At 68.5% G+C, this 18,909-nt stretch carries 17 protein-coding genes; 7 read left to right on the top strand and 10 right to left on the bottom strand.

Going from position 1 to position 18,909, the window contains the following annotated elements; translation table 11 throughout:
• Positions 1–14 precede the first annotated feature (14 nt).
• Entirely contained in the window at positions 15–2,081 is a 2,067-nt protein-coding gene (locus tag AC4D12_RS12750; RefSeq protein WP_490950304.1) for a hypothetical protein, read from the top strand.
• Positions 2,082–2,196: 115 nt separating this feature from the next.
• On the opposite strand, the gene AC4D12_RS12745 is transcribed toward AC4D12_RS12750, so the two are convergent.
• From AC4D12_RS12745 to AC4D12_RS12700, 10 genes are all read right to left on the bottom strand, one after another.
• The gene (locus tag AC4D12_RS12745; protein WP_490950303.1) at positions 2,197–3,276 is read right to left on the bottom strand and encodes a Gfo/Idh/MocA family protein; all 1,080 of its coding nucleotides are present in this window, start codon (positions 3,274–3,276) and stop codon (positions 2,197–2,199) included.
• A 4-nt stretch (positions 3,277–3,280) separates the two neighbouring features.
• Positions 3,281–4,531 carry an MFS transporter gene (locus AC4D12_RS12740; protein WP_490950302.1) on the bottom strand — a complete coding sequence of 417 codons (1,251 nt, stop codon included), beginning with the start codon at positions 4,529–4,531 and terminating at the stop codon, positions 3,281–3,283.
• Positions 4,528–5,121 (bottom strand): helix-turn-helix domain-containing protein, encoded by a 594-nt coding sequence (locus AC4D12_RS12735; protein WP_490950301.1) that lies wholly within the window; start codon positions 5,119–5,121, stop codon positions 4,528–4,530. The genes AC4D12_RS12740 and AC4D12_RS12735 overlap by 4 nt, the downstream gene beginning before the upstream one ends.
• Positions 5,122–5,231: 110 nt before the next feature.
• Entirely contained in the window at positions 5,232–6,335 is a 1,104-nt protein-coding gene (locus AC4D12_RS12730; RefSeq protein ID WP_490950300.1) for a substrate-binding domain-containing protein, read from the bottom strand.
• A 76-nt stretch (positions 6,336–6,411) separates the two neighbouring features.
• A complete protein-coding gene (gene mmsB, locus AC4D12_RS12725; RefSeq protein ID WP_490950299.1) occupies positions 6,412–7,716 on the bottom strand; it encodes a multiple monosaccharide ABC transporter permease in 1,305 nt (434 codons plus the stop codon).
• A gap of 24 nt (positions 7,717–7,740) precedes the next feature.
• Positions 7,741–9,255, bottom strand: coding sequence for a multiple monosaccharide ABC transporter ATP-binding protein (gene mmsA / locus AC4D12_RS12720; RefSeq protein WP_490950651.1), 1,515 nt, complete (start codon positions 9,253–9,255; stop codon positions 7,741–7,743).
• A 149-nt stretch (positions 9,256–9,404) separates the two neighbouring features.
• Positions 9,405–10,589 (bottom strand): ROK family transcriptional regulator, encoded by a 1,185-nt coding sequence (locus AC4D12_RS12715; protein ID WP_490950298.1) that lies wholly within the window; start codon positions 10,587–10,589, stop codon positions 9,405–9,407.
• 67 nt (positions 10,590–10,656) lie between these two features.
• On the bottom strand, positions 10,657–11,175 hold the full coding sequence (locus tag AC4D12_RS12710) for a gamma carbonic anhydrase family protein (RefSeq protein WP_490950297.1): 519 nt from the start codon (positions 11,173–11,175) through the stop codon (positions 10,657–10,659).
• 57 nt (positions 11,176–11,232) lie between these two features.
• The gene (gene purU / locus AC4D12_RS12705) at positions 11,233–12,099 is read right to left on the bottom strand and encodes a formyltetrahydrofolate deformylase (protein WP_490950296.1); all 867 of its coding nucleotides are present in this window, start codon (positions 12,097–12,099) and stop codon (positions 11,233–11,235) included.
• Positions 12,100–13,242, bottom strand: a complete 1,143-nt coding sequence (locus AC4D12_RS12700; protein ID WP_490950295.1) for an FAD-dependent oxidoreductase — start codon at positions 13,240–13,242, stop codon at positions 12,100–12,102.
• Between the two features lie 358 nt (positions 13,243–13,600).
• Here AC4D12_RS12700 and glyA point away from each other — a divergent pair, with 358 nt between their 5' ends.
• From glyA to AC4D12_RS12670, 6 genes are read left to right on the top strand one after another with little or no spacing between them, the layout of a single operon-like run.
• A complete protein-coding gene (glyA, locus tag AC4D12_RS12695) occupies positions 13,601–14,923 on the top strand; it encodes a serine hydroxymethyltransferase (protein WP_490950294.1) in 1,323 nt (440 codons plus the stop codon).
• The gene (locus AC4D12_RS12690; protein ID WP_490950293.1) at positions 14,917–15,099 is read left to right on the top strand and encodes a hypothetical protein; all 183 of its coding nucleotides are present in this window, start codon (positions 14,917–14,919) and stop codon (positions 15,097–15,099) included. Before glyA ends, AC4D12_RS12690 begins: the two co-directional genes overlap by 7 nt.
• Complete coding sequence (locus AC4D12_RS12685; protein WP_490950292.1) at positions 15,074–15,964, top strand: bifunctional methylenetetrahydrofolate dehydrogenase/methenyltetrahydrofolate cyclohydrolase; 891 nt, start codon at positions 15,074–15,076, stop codon at positions 15,962–15,964. Before AC4D12_RS12690 ends, AC4D12_RS12685 begins: the two co-directional genes overlap by 26 nt.
• A gap of 47 nt (positions 15,965–16,011) precedes the next feature.
• The gene (locus AC4D12_RS12680) at positions 16,012–16,953 is read left to right on the top strand and encodes an ABC transporter ATP-binding protein (RefSeq protein ID WP_490950291.1); all 942 of its coding nucleotides are present in this window, start codon (positions 16,012–16,014) and stop codon (positions 16,951–16,953) included.
• Positions 16,946–17,842 (top strand): ABC transporter permease, encoded by an 897-nt coding sequence (locus AC4D12_RS12675; RefSeq protein ID WP_490950290.1) that lies wholly within the window; start codon positions 16,946–16,948, stop codon positions 17,840–17,842. Before AC4D12_RS12680 ends, AC4D12_RS12675 begins: the two co-directional genes overlap by 8 nt.
• On the top strand, positions 17,839–18,672 hold the full coding sequence (locus AC4D12_RS12670) for an ABC transporter permease (protein ID WP_490950289.1): 834 nt from the start codon (positions 17,839–17,841) through the stop codon (positions 18,670–18,672). Before AC4D12_RS12675 ends, AC4D12_RS12670 begins: the two co-directional genes overlap by 4 nt.
• The last annotated feature ends 237 nt before the right edge of the window (positions 18,673–18,909 follow it).

Genomic DNA, 18,909 nt, shown 5'->3' with positions numbered 1-18,909 from the left:
CCAGGAGAAATACCATGCGCACATGCGTGCAGCGAGGGCTCTACGGAGTCATCCTCGCAGGGGGCTTCGCAGTCCTCGCGGCAGGGTCGGCCACAGCTGCCGACCTGTCGACAACGTCCACCTCCCAGTCCACATCGGGCCTCGGGAGCATCATCTCCACCCCGCTTCAGGGCGGCACCACCAGCTCCTCGATCCTCGACGAGGCCGTCGTGGCGCTCGACGCGTCGCTCGATCTGGGCGTGGACCTCGGCATCGGAGCGGGCACTGCGCCGGCTCCTGCGCCCGCTCCCGCACCTGCACCTGCTCCTGCTCCTGCGGGCGCGGGTCTCATCGAGGGCGGGTTGCTGGACGGCGGTCTGCTCAACGGCAACGTCGTCTCGCCGGTGGTCGTCGCTCCGATCAACGTGTCCGGCAACTCTGTGTCAGTAATAGGGGACTCGTCGTCCACCGGGGAGTCCGGTTCCACCGGTACCACCGGCACGACGACGAGCGACACCGGGGCTGTGCCGGCACCTGCTCCTGCGGGCGACGGTCTGCTCGACGGCGGACTGCTCAACGAGAACGTGGTCTCGCCGGTGGTCGTCGCTCCGATCAACGTGTCCGGTAACTCGGTCTCGGTGATCGGCGACTCCACTTCGGGCGGCACCTCCGGGTCGACGGGTTCCACGGGCGGCACCACGACCGCCCCGGCTCCTGCCCCCGTTCCTGCTGACGGAGGCCTGCTGGATGGCGGGCTCCTCAACGAGAACGTGCTGACTCCCGTCATCACGGTCCCCGTGAACGTCGGCTGCAACTCGGTCACCGTGATCGGGAACAGCGGCTCGGACTGCACCACGGGCTCGACCGGTGGCACTGGTGGCACTGACGGTTCGGCTGGCGGAGGGCTCCTCGATGGCGGCGTCCTTGACGGCGGGATCCTCGACGGAAACGTCATCTCGCCCATCGTCACGGTCCCGGTGAACGTCGGCTGCAACACGGTCTCGATCATCGGAGACACCTCCTCGGATTGCACCACGGGTTCGACGGGTGGCAGCACCGGCGGCAGCACCGGTGGCACCGGTGGCGGTACTGATGGGGGCACTGACGGTTCGACCGGTGGCGGGCTCCTCGACGGCGGCATTCTTGACGGCGGGATCGTCGACGGAAACGTCATCTCGCCCATCGGTACGGTTCCGGTGAACGTCGGCTGCAACACGGTCACCGTGATCGGCGACAGCGGCTCGGACTGCACCACGGGCTCGACCGGTGGAAGCACCGGCGGTACCGATGGCAGCACAGGCGGCACTGACGGCGGCACCGGCGGTTCGACCGGCGGAGGGCTCCTCGATGGCGGCATTCTTGACGGCGGGATCGTCGACGGAAACGTCATCTCGCCCATCGTCACCATCCCGGTGAACGTCGGCTGCAACACGGTCACCGTGATCGGCGACAGCGGCTCGGACTGCACCACGGGCTCGACCGGAGGCGGTACTGATGGCGGCACCGGTGGCGGAATCATCGGTGGTGGGATCCTCGACGGAAACGTCATCTCGCCCATCGTCACAATCCCGGTGAACGTCGGCTGCAACACGGTCACCGTGATCGGTAACAGCAACCCCGCCTGCAGTGGCGGAGCAACCACGCCCACTGGCCCGATCGTTCCCACGACGCCGACCGATCCCGGTACGGATGGACCGGGCGACGGCGGAACCACGCCGGGTACGGATGGACCGGGCGACGGCGCAACCACGCCGGGTACTGATGGACCCGGTGACGGCGGAACCACGCCGGGTACTGATGGTCCGGGCGACGGCGGAACCACGCCGGGTACGGTCGACGGGACCCCAGGAACGACGCCCGCAGCACCGGTCACGACCGGCATCGCCACTGCTCCCGGAACGGTCTCGGTGGCGAGCGCCGGCGTGACCATGACGAACGCTGCGCCGACAGCCAAGGTCTCGGCCCCCGCTGGGTCGAACTCCTCGAAGACGCTCGCATCCACGGGCTTCGACGCTCAGCAGATCATGCTGTTCGGAACACTCCTCCTGCTGAGCGGCATCGGTGGCCTCGCGGCCGCCCGCCGCTCGAAGGCCGCCCTCTGACCGAGGCGCTCCATGAGGAACGGCTCCCGCGGCCTACGCCGCGGGAGCCGTTCTCGTGCGTTCAGGGCACCTCGAGCACACACTGAGGTGCGCTCCTCGATCTCCGGGGAGAGCGTCAGGCGTCGTCGTTCGCGTAGCGCAGACCGATCTGCGAGCGCACGTCGTCGAGCAGGTGCATGGTCTTCAGCGTGTCTGCCACGGGCATCGTCGGGCTCTCCGTGAGCCCCTGCTGGATGCAGCGGGTCACCTCACGCAGCTCGTAGGTGTAACCCGCTCCGACCTGCTCGAACTGCTCCACCCGTACCTCGCCGTGCCCGGCCTTCACGCTGAGTTCGGTCGGGTTGTGCAGGTTGCCTCCGCCGGTCTTGAGCCAGCCCTGCGAACCGCAGACCGTCGCCTGGCCGGGGCACGAGGCGATGAACGACGACGACAGCTGGGCGTACGCGCCGCTCGAGTACCCGAGGGTGACCGCGGTCTGCAGGTCCACGCCGTCGTCGTTGAGCGTTCCGATGGCGGTGACGGAGTCCGGGAATCCGACCGAACCGAGGGCCCAGGTCAGCGGGTACACGGTCAGGTCCATGAGGGCACCACCGCCCGCTTTCGGGTCCCAGAGCCGGCTGGTCGGATCATCGGGAGCCGCGAAGCCGAGGTCCGCCTGGATCCATCGGACGTCGCCCAGCTCGCCGGAGTGGATGATGTCCCAGGCGCGGTTCACCGTGGGCAGGAAACGCGTCCAGACGGCTTCCATGAGGAACAGACCCCGCTCGGCGGCCAGGCCGGCGAGGTCCTCGGCTTCCGCGGCGTTCATGGTGAAGGGCTTCTCGCACAGCACGTGCTTGCCGCCCGTCAGGGCGGCCTTGGCGACGTCGTAGTGCTGACCGTGCGGAGTCGTGATGTACACGACGTCGACCTCGGGGTCGTCGATGAGGCGCTGGTAACCGGGGGTGTCGCCGTCGTTCCCGTAGCTGACGGCGAAACCGAAACGCTCAGCGAACGCCGCTGCGCTGTCCGCGCTCCGCGAGCTGACGGCGTGGAGCACGGCGTCCTCGAGGAGCGCGATGTCCTCGGTGACCTTCGTGGCGATGCCGCCCGTCGCGATGACCCCCCACTTCAGGGGCTTTCCTGTGGCGACGATCGGGCTGGGAGCGCCGACCTCGGCGCAGGGGGGAACGGCGATGCGTATCTGTGGGTTCATGACCCTATCCTTGCTGCTGGCCACTCGGGCGTCCATCTGTCAGGAGCGCTCTGGGTGTCAACAGGAGTGGGACGGTGCTGGTCGCGCAGAGCACCGCCGTGCCGATGATGAGCACGCGGTAGTCGACCAGCCCGATCAGGGTGGACGTGACGAGCGCCGTGAGGACCTGCGGCACGTTCATGAGCATGTTGGCAGCGGCGGACGTCCGTCCCTGCATGCCGGGTGGCGTGAGCTGCTGACGCGTGGTGACGAAGGCGACGAGGGCCAACACCACGCCTGCCCCGGTCATCGCGACGGCTCCCAGCGCAACGGGCACCAGGGTGGTCGCCTGGCCCGCGACGGCCACGGACAGCATCAGCAGCCCCGCGATCATCGTGCCCCTGATGCCGAGTCTCCGGATCACCGTGCCGACCATCAGCCCCGCGAGGACGGCGAACACCCCCTGCACGGCGATGCCGATGTTGAGGGTCTGCAGCGGGAGCTGGAGGCCCTGTTCGACCGTGGCGAAGATCGTGATGTTGATGACGCCGGTCGCTCCGACGGCGATGATCATCGCGAGGGCTCCCCTCCGGAGGAAGGGGTGGCCTGCGAGGAAGCGCACCCCCGCCGTGGTGCTCTGCCAGAACGACTCCCCGGCCTCGCGGTGCGGACGGGGCTCCGTGAGCTTCAGCGTGGTCAGGACCACGGCGGCGACAACGAAGCTCGACGCCGTCAGCAGCGTGACGGCGTCCATGCCGCCCACCGTGAACAGGGCAGCGCCGACGAGGGGGGAGATGATCCGCAGACTCTGGTCGATGCTGCTGAGCAGCCCGTTCGCGGGTGCGAGGAACCGGTCCTCGAGCATGGTCCTGAGGATGCCGGACTGCGCCGCCGCCGTCAGGTAGGAGGCGGTGCCGTAGAGGAACATGACGAGGTAGACCATCCACACGTCGTCGACCGTGTCGACGGTCAGCAGGAGCAGCACGACGGCGGCCGCGGCCAGGTTGTTGACGATCAGGAGCGGCTTCCGGCGGAAGCGGTCGGCGAGCTGCCCCACGATCGGAGCGAGCAGCGCCGGCAGGCCGAGCGCTGCGAAGACGAGCCCTGCGGCGGCGTCGCTGCCCGTCAGGTTCTTCACCCAGATGGCGGCGGTGATGTAGAGGGCGGAGTCGCCGAGGTTCGTGAAGAACCAGGTCAGCGTGAGACGGCGGAAGGCCGGGACGGCGAGGACCTCGCGGTTGGTCGCGACGTCGTCGGTCGCGGTGGCGTGCGTCACGAGGTGGCCGTCGTGGGGCGGGCTGAGGGGTCGGTCGGCGACTCGACGTTCAGGACGGCGAAGAAGCGGGCCGGCACCGTACCCTCCGGCCGCTGATCGGCGTGCTGCCGACGGTCCTCGAAGGGGGCGGTGAGCGCGATCAGCTGTGCCCGGAGCTCCTCGAGTTCGGCCGGGGTGGCGTGGATGAGGCTCGTGGTGATGCAGGACAACTGCACCTCGTCGAAGGGTCGTGAGGGCGCACGCTCCAGCCAGGCGGCGATCCTCTCGTACTGCCGCCGGACCTCGGTGCCGGCGAGTGCGGCCACGGCATGCACCGACCCGGGGACGTCGCGGTCGATCGACTGCGTGCGGCTCGTCGACACGGCACGCCACGGCCGGTCCCGCCCCGAACCCTCGGCCCGTTCGATGAAGCCGTGACGCGCGAGGATTCGGAGATGGTACGAGCAGCTCGCCACCGATTCCCCGGTCGCCTCGGCGCACTGCGTGGCGGTGGCCGGACCGACGTCGTCGAGGACGTCGAGCAGGGTCAGCCGCAGGGGATGGGCGAGAGCGCGGATGCGCACGGGGTCCTTCGTCACCAGATCGGTCATGGGACGACCCTCGCTGGTAAAGACCCCTTGCGCAAGGACTCTTTAGCATCGGGACGAAAAGAACGCCCCGGCGACAGCCGGGGCGTTCCTGTCGAGAGGAGCCGGAAGCTCTACTCGTTCGTGATGGCGGAGAGGGTCGGGTCGTCGGCGTAGGCCTCTGCCGCGTTCTCCCGGGTGACGATCTGCGGCTCGAGCAGGTACGCGGGAACCGTCTTCACGCCGTTGTCGTAGGAGTCGGGATCGTTGATCTCCGGCTCCTCGCCCGCCTGGAGGGCGCCGACCATGGTGATGGCCTGCTCCACGAGGGCTCGGGTGTCCTTGTTGATGGTGGAGTACTGCTTGCCCTCCATGATCGAACGAACCGACTCGACCTCGGAGTCCTGGCCCGTCACGACGGGAACGGGCTTGCCGGCACTCTCGACCGACGTGATGATCGCGCGGCCGAGCGTGTCATTGGGGGACAGGACGCCGTCGAGCTCGGTGGAGCCGTAGTTGCCGGAGAGCAGGGTGTCCATGCGCTCCTGGGCGTTCTCAGCCGTCCAGCCCTGCGTCGTCACAGCACTGAAGTCCGTCTGACCGGACACCACGACGACATTGCCGTTGTCGATCTCGGGCTGAAGGATGCTCATCGCACCGTCGAAGAAGACCTGGGCGTTGGCGTCGTCGGGGGATCCTGCGAACAGTTCGATGTTGTAGGGGCCCTCCGGCTTCTTCGCCTTCATGCCGTCCAGCAGGGCCTGACCCTGCAGCTCGCCGACCTGGAAGTTGTCGTAGGCCACGTAGTAGTCCACGTTCTCGGTGTTGGTGAGGAGCCGGTCGTAGGCGATGACCGTGATGCCGGCCTCCTTGGCCTGAGCCAGCTGGGTGCCGAGCTGAGCGCCGTCGATCGCGCCGACGACGAGGACCTTCACGCCGTTGGTGATCATGGAGCTGATCTGGTTCTGCTGCTCCGAGACACCGCCGTTGGCGAACTGGACGTTGGGCTCGTAGCCGGCCTCGGTGAGGCCGTCGTTGAACAGCTGCTCGGCGAGGACCCAGTTCTCGGAGGTCTTCTGCGGCAGCGCGACGCCGATGGCGGATCCTTCTTCGAATCCGGCGGCGGCGGCGGACTCGCCGCCCTCCGCGGCAGGGGCTGCTTCTTCGCGGCCGCAACCGGTCAGCGCCAGTGCTGAAATTGCAGCGATCGCTGCAAAGGATTGTGCGAACTTACGCATTGCTTTCTCTTTCTGTTGCTCTTGCTCGAGTGGAATGGATGGAGCGGACAGGGAGGTTCCGGGGGAGCAGCTCGCCCTAGACGTCGTGGGAGATGACTTCCTTGGTCCCGACGGGCTGCTGGTTGGGAGCCGTCGTCGCGGGGGTGGCGGAGGCCGCCGTGCCCTTGCCCGACCCGCCTCCGAAGTTGCGGGTGAGCAGGCCGATGATGGACGGCTTGCCCTGGCTCTTGTTGTAGACGTCGAAGGCGACTGCTGCGAGCAGCACGAGGCCCTTGATGATCTGCGTGGTGTCGGTGCCGATGCCCAGCAGCTGCAGGCCGTTGTTGAGGACGGCCATGACGAGTCCGCCGATGATCGACCCCACCACGGTGCCGACGCCGCCGGAGACCGCGGCGCCGCCGATGAACACGGCCGCGATGGCGTCGAGCTCCCACCCGACACCGTCCGACGGTCCGGACGCGGTGGAGCGTCCGACGAAGATCATGCCGGCGAGGGCTGCCAGCACCGACATGTTCATCATGACCGCGAAGTTCACGCGCTTGCTCTGCACACCCGACAGCTCGGCGGCGTGGCGGTTGCCGCCGACGGCGTAGACGTGGCGCCCGAGGATGGTCTTGTTCGAGACGAAGGCGTAGATGATGACGAGGACGCCGAGGATGATCCCGGGCACGGGGAACGAGGTTCCCGGGCGACCCGTGGCGAACATGTAGGTGGCATAGAGGATGACGGCGGAGAGCAGCCCGACCTTCACGACGGGTACCCACACCGGTGGCACGGCGGCCCCGATCGTCTCGAGCTTCCGCCTGGCGCGTATCGCGTGGTAGTTGACGAAGGCCACGAGCGCGAATCCGATGAGCAGCGTGAGGTTGTTGTACCCGAGGTCGGGCCCGACCTCCGGCAGATAACCGGCTCCCAGGTACCGGAAGCCCTCGGGCACCGGAACGGTGAGCGAGTTGCCGACCGCCTGGTTCGCGCCCCGGAACAGGAGCATGCCGGCGAGCGTCACGATGAACGCGGGGATGCCGACGTAGGCCACCCAGAAGCCCTGCCAGATCCCGATCAGGGCTCCGAGGGCGAGGCCGAGCAACACTCCGAGGTACCAGGGGATGCCCCAGTCACGCATGGCGATGGCCACCACGATCCCGACGAAGGCGGCGATCGAGCCGACCGAGAGATCGATGTGCCCGGCGATGATGACGAGCACCATACCGATCGCGAGGATCAGGATGTACGAGTTGCCGTTGAACAGGTTCATCAAGTTGCCGGGCGTCAGGACGTTGCCGCCGGTGGCCCACTGGAAATACAGGACGAGCGCGACCAGCGCGAAGATCATCCCGAACTGGCGGACGTTGCCGCCGAAGAGTTGTTTGAGGGAGTTCATGTGGCTTTCCTTGGGGGTCTTCGGTCAGGCAGCGGTTCGGCTGGCGGTCATGAGCTTCATCAGGGATTCCTGGTTGGCGTCCTCACGGGTGAGTTCGCCCGTGATGGCCCCTTCGAAGATCGTGTAGATGCGGTCGGAGAGTCCGAGCAGTTCGGGGAGTTCGGACGAGATCACGATCACGCCCTTGCCCTGGTCCGCGAGCCGCTGGATGATCCCGTAGATCTCGTACTTGGCGCCGACGTCGATGCCGCGTGTGGGTTCGTCGAGGATCAGGAGTTCGGGGTCGGTGAACATCCACTTCGCGAGGACCACCTTCTGCTGGTTCCCCCCGGAGAGCTTGGCGACCCCCTCGTTGACGCTCGGGGTCTTGGTGCGCAGGGACGTCCGGTACTCCTCGGCGACGCGGAACTCCTCGTCGCGGTCCACCACCAGACCGTGTGTGATCTTCTTGAGGTCGGCGGACACCGTGGTGGTCTTGATGTCGTCGAGCAGGTTGAGTCCGAGCGACTTCCTGTCCTCGGTGACGTAGGCGAGCCCGGCCTTGATGGCCTGCGGCACGGACTTCAGCGTCACCTCCTTGCCGTCGATCAGGATCTGACCCGACTGGAACGTGCCGTAGGACCGTCCGAAGACGGAGCGGGCGAGTTCGGTGCGTCCCGCCCCCATGAGCCCCGCGATACCGACGATCTCCCCGCGCCGCACGTGGAAGCTGGAGTTCTTGACGACCAGCCGGTCCGGGACCGTGGGGTGCCCCACGGTCCAGTTGCGTACCTCGAAGAAGGTCTCGCCGATCGACGGCGTGTGGTCGGGGAAGCGGGACTCGAGGGAGCGCCCCACCATGCCGCGGATGATGCGGTCCTCGTCCACGCCGTCGTCCTTGACGTGCAGGGTCTCGATGGACCGGCCGTCGCGGATGATCGTGATGGAGTCGGCGATCCGCTCGATCTCGTTCAGCTTGTGGGAGATCATGATGCACGCGATCCCCTTGGACCTCAGACCGGCCATGAGGTCGAGGAGGTGCTGCGAATCCGCTTCGTTGAGCGCGGCCGTGGGCTCGTCGAGGATGAGGAGCTTGACGGACTTGTTCAGCGCCTTCGCGATCTCCACGAGCTGCTGCTTGCCCACCCCGATGTCCTTGATCTTCGTGAGCGGGTCCTCGTTGAGGCCCACGCGGGCCATGAGCTCGAGGGTGGTCCGGTTCACGTAGTCCCAGTCGATCACGCCGAAGCGCGTGGGCTCGTTGCCGAGGAAGATGTTCTCGGCGATGGAGAGTTCGGGGATGAGCGCCAGCTCCTGGTGGATGATCACGATCCCGGCGGCTTCGCTCGAGCGGATGTCCTTGAAGCGGACCTCCTCGCCCTGGAAGACGATCTCGCCGCTGTAGTCGCCGTAGGGGTAGAGCCCCGAGAGCACCTTCATGAGCGTGGACTTGCCGGCACCGTTCTCGCCGCAGATGGCGTGGATTTCGCCGGCCCGTACCTCGAGCGACACCTCGGAAAGAGCCCGTACTCCTGGGAACTCCTTCGTGATGGATCGCATCTCGAGGATGGTGTGGTTGTTCAAGGGCCCTCCCGCGGCGACGGCGTTGTCATGATGCTGGCCGGAGTGCGGCCCACAAGGATTGAACACGTACCAGCGGGCTGCCGTCAACTAGTGAACGCAAACATCAGGAAAAGAACGCCGAATCTTTATGCGGGGATGGCCAGCGCGGGCTTCCCGCCGAGGTGCGCGAGAACGACGGCGGCCCCGCCCAGTGCCTCCGCGCGATCCCCGAGCGAGGACATGCACACGCTCGTCGTCTCCCCGATGATCGGGACCGCGTGGCGCGCGAGTCCGCGACGTACCGGCGCGAGCAGGATCTCGCCGAGCTCCGTCAGCGGCCCACCGATCACGATGGTCTCCGGGTTGATGAGGTTGGCGACGTGCGCCATCGCCCGCCCGATGGCCACGCCGGCGTCGTCGATCACGCGCAGCGCCGCGGTGTCTCCCCGCAGTGCCCAGTCGATGATGCGCTGGGTGTCCACCACCTCCGTGCTCCCGCGGCCGAGCAGCTCGATCATGGTCGCGGTCGATGCCACGGTCTCGAGGCACCCGCGGTTACCGCACCGGCACACGAGGCCCTGCTCGTTGATGGTGGTGTGGCCGATCTCGCCCGTCACCCCGACATTGCCGTAGAAGAGCGCGCCGTTCAGAACCAGACCGGACCCGATGCCCGTGCCCACTTTCATGAACATCAGGTTCTCCACGGCGCTGTGGGGCCCCCAGGTCACCTGTGCGAGAGCGCCGAGGTTCGCGTCGTTGTCGATGAGGACGGGTAGTTGCAATCGCTCGCCGAAGCTCTGTCGGATGTTGATGCCCACCCATTCGGGGAGGATCGCACCCTGCACCACGGTCCCCGTCCGCCGGTCGATGGGCCCCGGGATGCCGATCCCGGCTCCGAGCACGGCGCGTCGGTCCACGCGGCTGTTCTCGAGGAGGGTCTCCATGAGGTCGGCTGCCGCGGACAGCCCGTCGGCTGCCGAGTGCCCGAGGGGGAGTGCCACCGATGCTTCCTGCAGCACGCGGTAATCCGGGGTGGCGAGGGCCACCCGGAGGTGCCGCCGCCCGATGTCGATACCGACCGCCACCTGGCCGTTGTCGGTGAGCATCACCGAGAGCGCGCGGCGACCGGAGCTCGTGGTCGGAGCCGTGCGCACGATCCCCGAGGTCGCCATCACCTTGACGATGTTCGAGATGGTGGCCGTGGAGAGGCCGGTCTGTCGCGAGAGTTCGGCCTGCGTCTGTGGTCCGCCCGAGCGGAGGGCCCCGATGACGCGCTGCTGGTTCTGCTCGCGCAGGGCGGATTGCGAACCGGGTTTGCGGGCGGCACTCACGGTGTCCTCGCCGTCGAGGGTGTTTCAGCGGGCATGGAACCAAGGGTGCAGGACCGACCCGTTGCCGTCAAGAAGTGAACGCAGTGAGGTACTCCTGCGCGAGCTTCCGGTAACTCGTCGCGTTCTCCTTCACGCCGTCCACCTCGCCGTCGGCGAGCGTCCGCCGCACTTTCGCCGGTACTCCTGCGACCAGCGAGCGCGGAGGCACCACGGTGCCCTCGAGCACCACGGCGCCGGCGGCCACCAGTGAGCCGGTACCGATCACCGCGCCGTTCATGACGGTGGCGCTCATGCCGATGAGGCAGTCGTCCTCGATGGTGCAGCCGTGCACCACGGCAGCGTGGCCCACGCTGACGCGCGCGCCGATCCGCGCGGGGAAGCCGGGGTCGGCGTGCACCACTACGTTGTCCTGCAGGTTGGACCCCGCGCCGATGCTGATCGTCGCGGCGTCGGCGCGGACGGCAGCGCCGAAGAAGACGCTCGCGTGGTCCCCGACGGTGACGTCGCCGATCAGGGTCGCGGTGGGGGCGATGAAGGCGGAGGGGGCGACGACGGGCGTCCTCCCGCGGAAGGTGTGCCGGGACATCCCGTCAGCCTAGGCGACGTGTCGTCGGCGCGCGGCCGCTCCTACCGGGTGCACGCGTCAGTTGAAGACGATGGTCCGGCGCCCGTCGAGCAGCACGCGCTGTTCGGCGTGCCATTGGACCGCCTGGACGAGGGCGCGCCCCTCGAGCTCGCGACCGATCGTGGCGAGCTGCTCCGCGGTGCGCACGTGGTCCACGCGGGTGACTTCCTGCTCGATGATCGGCCCCTCGTCGAGCGCCGCCGTGACGTAGTGCGCCGTCGCCCCGATGAGCTTCACGCCGCGGGCGTGCGCCTGGTGGTAGGGCCGCGCGCCCTTGAAGGAGGGCAGGAACGAGTGGTGGATGTTGATGGCGCGCCCCAGCAGGTCCCGGCAGAGGTCGTCGCTGAGGATCTGCATGTAGCGGGCGAGCACCACCAGCTCGATCTCGTACCGCCGCATGACGGCGCGAAGGGCGTTCTCGGCGTCCTCCTTGGTGTCCGGTGTCACGGGGATGTGGTGGAACTCGACGCCGTAGAATGCCGCGAGGTCGGCGAGGTCGGGGTGGTTCGAGACGATCACGGGGATGTCGATGGGCAGTGTGCCCGAGCGGTGCTGGAAGAGGAGGTCGTTGAGGCAGTGCGCAGCCTTCGACACCATGATCAGCGTGCGGGTGCGGCGTTGCGCCTCCACGAGTGACCACGTCATGCCGAAGGACTCCGCCACCGGCTGCAGCGCCGCGTGGAGGGCCTGCTCGTCGGTGGGCGTGGTGAGTGCCACCCGCATGAAGAAGGTCCCGGTGTCGGGGCTGCCGTACTGCTGGGACTCGGTGATGTTCGCCTCGGCGTCCACGAGTGCCCCCGAGACGCCGTGGACGATTCCCGGGCGGTCCGGACAGGAGAGGGTCAGCGAGTAGGAGGAGGGGGAGCGCGGCGCGGAGGAGGTCACCTAGGCGAGGCTACCGGTCGATGTCCCGAGGGGTGGACGTTCCTTCACCTTCGTGACGGCGGCCACCGCAGCGGCGCGGCCCGCCCGCGTGGCCCCCAACGTGGACGCCGAGGCGCCGTAGCCCACGAGCAGCAGGCGCGGTTCGCGCACCACCCGCACACCGTCCATCAGGATCCCGCCGCCCGGCTCGCGGAGGCGCAGCGGAGCCAGGTGGTCCAGGGATGCACGGAACCCCGTGGCCCACAGGACGACGTCGATCTCCGCCACCGTGCCGTCCGTGAACACCGCGGAGTGCTCGCGCAGCTCTGCCAGTGGCCCGCGGGAGACCAGCACTCCCGCCTCGATACCGCGCTGGTACTCCTGGGTCAGGGCGAGCCCCGTCACGGACACCACGCTGGCGGGCGGGAGCCCGGCCCGCGTCCGCGCATCGACGTCGGACTCCACCTGCCGCCCCCACTCGGGATCGAACGTGCGGCGCGTGAACGACGGCGGCCGCCGCGTCGACCAGACCGGCAGGGCCCCGGCTGCCTGGAGTTGCAGCATGAACTGCACGGCGGACGTCCCGCCGCCCACCACCAGGACCCGGCGCCCCGCGAACGCGGCGGCGGACCGGAAGTCGTGGGTGTGAAACTGCTGACCGGCGAAGACGTCGCGCCCACGGTAGTAGGGCCAGTACGGGCGGTCCCATGTCCCGGTGGCGCTGATGACGACGTCGGCCACCCACGTGCCGCTGCTCGTCACCACGCGGAGGGGGCCGTCCGCGCCGTCCGCCTCCACCCGGGTCACGCCGACCGGGCGGAGCACCGGCAGGTCGAAGGTCCGCTCGTACTCCCCGTAGTACCGGTTGACCACAGCCGACGCCGGCTCTGCCGGATCCGGCGTTCCGAGCGGCAGGCCGGGGAGGTCGTGGAGTGCGTGGGCGGTCCCGAAGGTGAGGGAGGGCCAGCGGTGCAGCCAGGCGCCGCCGGGGGCGGCGTTCGCATCCAGGACGACGACGTCCTTGTGCCGTGCGAGGCCGCGGCGCAGGAGGTGGTGAGCGCTGCTCAAGCCGGCCTGACCCGCGCCGATCACCACCACACGGACCCGCCGTTCCTCGCCCACGCCGGGGAGTCCTGCTGCCCCTGCCCTCGGTGCCTCGTCCATCACGATCAACCTCTCCTCACCCGACCGGACGATGTGCCGGCTCCGGCATACGCTCCCGAGGGTGCTCTGCCTCCCGGAACCGCACCGGCGTCGCAGCTATTCCAGCCTGCCGTGACCTGCGGCCCGGTGGCGGCTGCATCGACGCTGCGGCTAGCATGGGAGCGTCGCGACTGGCGTAGGGTGGGCAACCACCAGGAAGCGGCATGGAGTTGGTCCCAGCAGCACCGCAGGGACGAGCGCCGGTGCAGACCACGGATCGCACGCCTGGGCCGCGGGTCACGTTTCTCGAGCGGCCGGGGTACCCGTGCCGCCCGCGAGTCAGACTGACCTCCCGCGAGACCCAGAGAAGGATCAACCGATGACCACCTCATCCATGGCTCCGTCCCACTCCGCTCCCACCCCGGTGCACGCGAACTCGGTGACGAACGCGCCGCTCGCCGAAGTTGATCCGGAGATCGCCGCCGTGCTCCGCGACGAGCTCGCCCGGCAGCGCGACACCCTCGAGATGATCGCCTCCGAGAACTTCGCGCCGCGTGCCGTCCTCGAGGCCCAGGGGAGCGTCCTCACCAACAAGTACGCCGAGGGGTATCCCGGACGCCGGTACTACGGCGGCTGCGAGCACGTGGACGTCGCCGAGAACCTCGCGATCGAGCGGGTCAAGGCTCTGTTCGGTGCCGAGTTCGCGAACGTCCAGCCGCACTCGGGTGCGCAGGCGAACGCCGCTGCCCTGGCCGCGATGATCACGCCCGGTGACAAGATCATGGGCCTCTCGCTCGCCCACGGCGGTCACCTCACGCACGGCATGAAGCTCAACTTCTCCGGGAAGCTCTACGAGGTGGCGGCCTACGGCGTCGAGGAGGACACCCACCGCCTCGACATGGACCGCGTGCGCGCGCAGGCGATCGCGGAGAAGCCGCAGGTCCTCATCGCAGGCTGGTCCGCCTACCCGCGGCAGCTCGATTTCGCCGCCTTCCGGTCCATCGCCGACGAGATCGGAGCCCTCCTCTGGACGGACATGGCGCACTTCGCGGGTCTCGTGGCAGCCGGCGTCCACCCGAGCCCCGTGCCGCACTCCGACGTCGTCACCTCCACGGTGCACAAGACCCTCGCGGGTCCGCGTTCCGGCGTGATCCTCGCGAAGAAGGAGTGGGCCAAGAAGCTCAACTCCGCGGTGTTCCCCGGTCAGCAGGGCGGGCCGCTCATGCACGTGATCGCCGGTAAGGCGACGGCCTTCAAGATCGCCGGGTCCACGGAGTTCCGCGAGCGGCAGGAGCGCGTCCTCGAAGGTGCGCGCATCATCGCCGAGCGCCTCACGGCATCCGACGTCACCGAGCACGGCGTCTCGGTGCTCACCGGTGGCACCGACGTCCACCTCGTGCTGGTGGACCTGCGGAACTCCGTGCTCGACGGCCAGCAGGCGGAGGACGTGCTCCACTCGGTCGGCATCACCGTCAACCGCAACGCCGTGCCGTTCGACCCCCGCCCGCCCATGGTCACCTCGGGGCTCCGCATCGGTACGCCGGCACTGGCCACCCGGGGCTTCGGCGCGCGGGAGTTCAGTGAGGTGGGCGAGATCATCGCCGCAGCGCTGAAGCCGTCTCCCGACGTCGCCGCCCTGCGCGCGCGCGTCTCCGCGCTCGCCGCGGACTTCCCGCTCTACCCGGGCCAGGAGGAGTGGTAGACCCGCTGCCGCCCGCCGCACTCTCCTCGAGGGCGGCCGCGTCGTCGGACTACGACATCCCCACCAGCGAATGCTGCTTCACCGGGTGCTGCGACCGGGGCAAGGCGTTCCTCCTCGAGCAGCTCGACGAGTACCAGAAGGACGGTTCCCATGACCACGACCGCACGCATCCTTGACGGCAAGGCCACAGCAGCCCGCATCAAGGAGGAACTCGCCGAGCGTGTGAGCGCCCTCCGCGAGCGTGGCATCACCCCCGGTCTCGGCACCCTGCTCGTCGGTGATGATCCGGGCAGCCACTCGTACGTCGCCGGCAAGCACCGCGACTGTGCACAGGTGGGGATCACGTCGGTGCGGCGCGACCTCCCGGCCACGGTCACGCAGGACGAGCTCGAAGCAGTCATCGACGAACTGAACGACGACGATGCGACCACGGGGTACATCGTCCAGCTGCCGTTGCCCGCGCATATCGACACGAACGCGATCCTCGAGCGGATCACACCGGCCAAGGACGCGGACGGCCTGCATCCGACGAACCTCGGCAAGCTGGTGCTCAACGTCAACGCGCCGATGGACTCGCCCCTGCCGTGCACGCCGCACGGCATCGTGGAGCTCCTGCGGCGTCACGACATCGAGCTCAAGGGGCTCGACGTACTCGTGGTCGGGCGGGGCGTCACCGTCGGCCGGCCGCTCGGGCTGCTCCTGACCCGCAAGCAGATCAATGCGACCGTCACACTCGCGCACACCGGCACGGTGGACCTCGCAGGCCACCTCGGCCGTGCGGACGTGGTCGTGGCCGCAGCAGGCATCCCCCACATGATCACGGCGGACCAGCTGAAGCCGGGAGCGATCGTGCTCGACGTCGGCGTCAGCCGGGTCGAGGACGCGCAGACGGGCAAGGCGAAGCTGACGGGCGACGTCGACCCGGCAGCCACGGGTGTGGCCAGTTGGCTCTCCCCGAACCCGGGCGGAGTGGGTCCCATGACCCGCGCGATGCTGCTCACGAACGTGGTCGAGGCAGCGGAGCGCCTGGCCGGCCTCTGAGGGGCACTTGGCTTCTGCCAATCGCTCCACTCGCCTAGGCTGGACGGGTGCCCATCACCCCCGCCGGTCCGCCGGTCATCTCAGCTGTCGACCTCCACAAGCACTACGGCGACTTCAGGGCGGTGGACGGCATCTCGTTCGAGGTGCCCGCGGGGGAGTCGTTCGGGCTGCTCGGACCCAACGGCGCAGGCAAGTCCACGACCATGCGCATGATCGGCGGGGTGTCGCAGCGCACCTCCGGCGACCTCACCATCATGGGCCTGGACCCGGAGGAGCACGGCCCCGAGGTCAGGGCGCACCTCGGCGTGGTGCCGCAGCAGGACAACCTCGACGAGGGACTGAAGGTACGCGACAACCTGCTCGTCTACGGGCGCTACTTCGGGCTCCCCATGAGCTACCTCAAGCCGAAGGCGGACGAGCTCCTCGAATTCGCCCAGCTCACGGACAAGGCCTCCGCGAAGGTGGATGCGCTGTCCGGGGGCATGAAGCGGCGCCTGACCATCGCACGCTCGCTCATCAACGAGCCGAAGATCCTCCTCCTCGACGAGCCGACCACGGGGCTGGACCCCCAGGCCCGCCACATCCTGTGGGACCGCCTGTTCCGGCTCAAGGAATCCGGCGTGACCCTGATCCTCACCACGCACTACATGGACGAGGCCGAACAGCTCTGCGATCGGCTGGTCGTCGTGGACAAGGGCCGGATCATGGCCGAGGGATCACCCGCGCAGCTCATCCGCGAGCACTCCACCCGGGAGGTCCTCGAGCTGCGCTTCGGTTCCGAACGCAACACCACCGTCGCCGCCGAACTCTTGGACATCGGTGACCGGCTCGAGCCGCTGCCCGACCGCGTGCTCATCTACGCGCACGACGGCGAGGCGGCCCTCGAGCAGGTGATCTCGCGGGGGCTCCGGCCCGTGACCTCGCTCGTCCGGAGATCCTCCCTCGAGGACGTCTTCCTCCGCCTGACGGGACGGAGCCTCGTTGACTGATCCACGCCCCACAGCCGCCGCTCCTGTGACACCCGCGACGCCCGACGCCCCTCCCGGCACGCCGTTCCGCCTGCACGCCCACCCTCCGCAGGTCTCGGCCCGCCGCGCCAGGACCTTCGGGTCGCTGTACTACGCGGAGCACGTCCTGCGCGCCATGAACAGCTACAAGTGGACGCTGCTCGCGACGAGCGTCGGCACGCCCGTCATGTACCTCTTCGCGATGGGCGTCGGGCTCGCGACACTCGTCGACCAGACCTCCGGCAGCGTCTTCGGGGGCGTGAGCTACCTCGCCTTCATTGCACCAGCCCTGCTCGCCTCGGCGACGATCATGACCGCGGCCACCGAGTTCACCTACCCGGTGATGGACGGCTTCAAGTGGCGGCGCGTCTACTACGGGCCGCACGCCTCCCCGCTCAGTACCGACCAGATCGTCCACGGCCACGTCCTCGCGATCGCCACGCGGTTGACGGTGACCACGGTGATCTACTTCCTCATCGTGGCAGCCTTCGGCGCCTCACCCGAGGCGACGGGTGTCCTCGCCGTCCCCGTCGCCGTCCTCACGGGCCTTGCCTTCGGTCTGCCACTCATGGCCTACGCCGCGAGCGTGGAGAACGACAAGGGCCAGTTCGCCCTCGTCATGCGCTTCATCGTGATGCCGCTGTTCCTCTTCTCCGGCACCTTCTACCCGCTGACCACACTTCCCGTCTTCCTCCAGTGGATCGGGTGGATCTCCCCGCTCTGGCACGGCACGGAGCTGGGCCGGGCGCTCACCTACGGCCAGGACCTGCCGGCGTGGCTCGCCGTCGTGCACGTCGCCTTCCTGGTGGTCCTGGCGATCGTGGGCCTGCGGCTCGCGCGTCGCGTCTATGCACGGAGGTTGGGGAAATGACCACGCAGCTGACGGCCGCCGACTACGCGCTCGAGGGGTCGCGCAGACCGCTCGCGGCCCTGTACTCGCGCAACGCGAAGGCGGTGATCGCCCGGGGCCTGCTGGCCACGCGCAGCAACAACTGGTTGGTGATGTTCTCTGGCTTCTTCGAGCCCGTGCTGTACCTGCTGTCGATGGGCGTCGGACTCGGAGCCCTCGTCGGAACCGTCGAGGGACCCGACGGGCAGCCGATCAGCTACGCCGCGTACATCGCCCCGGCACTCCTCGCGGTCTCGGCGATGAACGGTGCCGTGTACGACAGCACCTGGAACGTCTTCTTCCGGATGAATTTCGCGAAGCTCTACCAGGGCATGCTGTCCACCTCGCTCGGTCCGCTCGACGTCGCGATCGGGGAGATCGTCCTGGCCCTGCTCCGCGGTGCCATGTATGCGACGGGCTTCACGGCGGTGATGGCTCTCATGGGTCTGATCACCAGCCCGGTGGCGCTGCTCGTCATCCCTGCGGCCGTGCTCATCGCCTTCGGGTTCGCCTCCTTCGGCATGGGCATCACGAGCTTCATGAAGACCTTCCAGCAGATGGAGTGGATCAACTTCGTCATGCTGCCGATGTTCCTGTTCTCGGCCACCTTCTACCCCCTGAGCGTGTACCCGCAGGGGATCCAGTGGTTCATCCAGGCCCTGCCGCTGTGGCACGGTGTCGAGCTCCTCCGGCAGATCAGCATCGCGTCCTTCACGCCGGCGACGGTCATCCACGTGAGCTACTTCCTCGTGATGATCGCCGTGGGACTGTTCCTGACGACCCTCCGGCTGCGGACGCTCTTCCAGAAGTAGAGCGGCGGAGTGGGTTCCGACGACTGTCGGGACGGCGGCGGTGAGCGACGTCGTCCGCCGTGCGCAGGCGCACAGCCGACGACTGTCCGGTCTGGTCCTGGTGGACAGGGCGGTACGCGCAACGACGAAGCGACGGTCGGGGCTGGGGCCCGGCCGTCGCTTCGTGTGCTGTGACCCGTCACGGCGGTGCGGGTCCTACCGGTGCCCGACCATGCCATCGTCAGGATCGAGTGTCGT

The organism is Arthrobacter sp. TJ-266 (assembly GCF_058269115.1).
This window is presented reverse-complemented; position numbering and strand designations above follow the sequence as displayed.

Bases quoted from the DNA above. Each gene is read 5' to 3' on its own strand.
- AC4D12_RS12750 (WP_490950304.1), top strand. From the start codon at position 15: ATGCGCACATGCGTGCAGCGAGGGCTCTACGGAGTCATCCTCGCAGGG.
- AC4D12_RS12685 (WP_490950292.1), top strand. From the start codon at position 15,074: ATGACCACGACCGCACGCATCCTTGACGGCAAGGCCACAGCAGCCCGC.
- AC4D12_RS12730 (WP_490950300.1), bottom strand. From the start codon at position 6,335: ATGCGTAAGTTCGCACAATCCTTTGCAGCGATCGCTGCAATTTCAGCA.
- AC4D12_RS12745 (WP_490950303.1), bottom strand. From the start codon at position 3,276: ATGAACCCACAGATACGCATCGCCGTTCCCCCCTGCGCCGAGGTCGGC.
- AC4D12_RS12700 (WP_490950295.1), bottom strand. From the start codon at position 13,242: ATGGACGAGGCACCGAGGGCAGGGGCAGCAGGACTCCCCGGCGTGGGC.
- mmsA (WP_490950651.1), bottom strand. From the start codon at position 9,255: ATGCGATCCATCACGAAGGAGTTCCCAGGAGTACGGGCTCTTTCCGAG.
- AC4D12_RS12735 (WP_490950301.1), bottom strand. From the start codon at position 5,121: ATGACCGATCTGGTGACGAAGGACCCCGTGCGCATCCGCGCTCTCGCC.
- mmsB (WP_490950299.1), bottom strand. From the start codon at position 7,716: ATGAACTCCCTCAAACAACTCTTCGGCGGCAACGTCCGCCAGTTCGGG.
- AC4D12_RS12710 (WP_490950297.1), bottom strand. From the start codon at position 11,175: ATGTCCCGGCACACCTTCCGCGGGAGGACGCCCGTCGTCGCCCCCTCC.
- glyA (WP_490950294.1), top strand. From the start codon at position 13,601: ATGACCACCTCATCCATGGCTCCGTCCCACTCCGCTCCCACCCCGGTG.
- AC4D12_RS12670 (WP_490950289.1), top strand. From the start codon at position 17,839: ATGACCACGCAGCTGACGGCCGCCGACTACGCGCTCGAGGGGTCGCGC.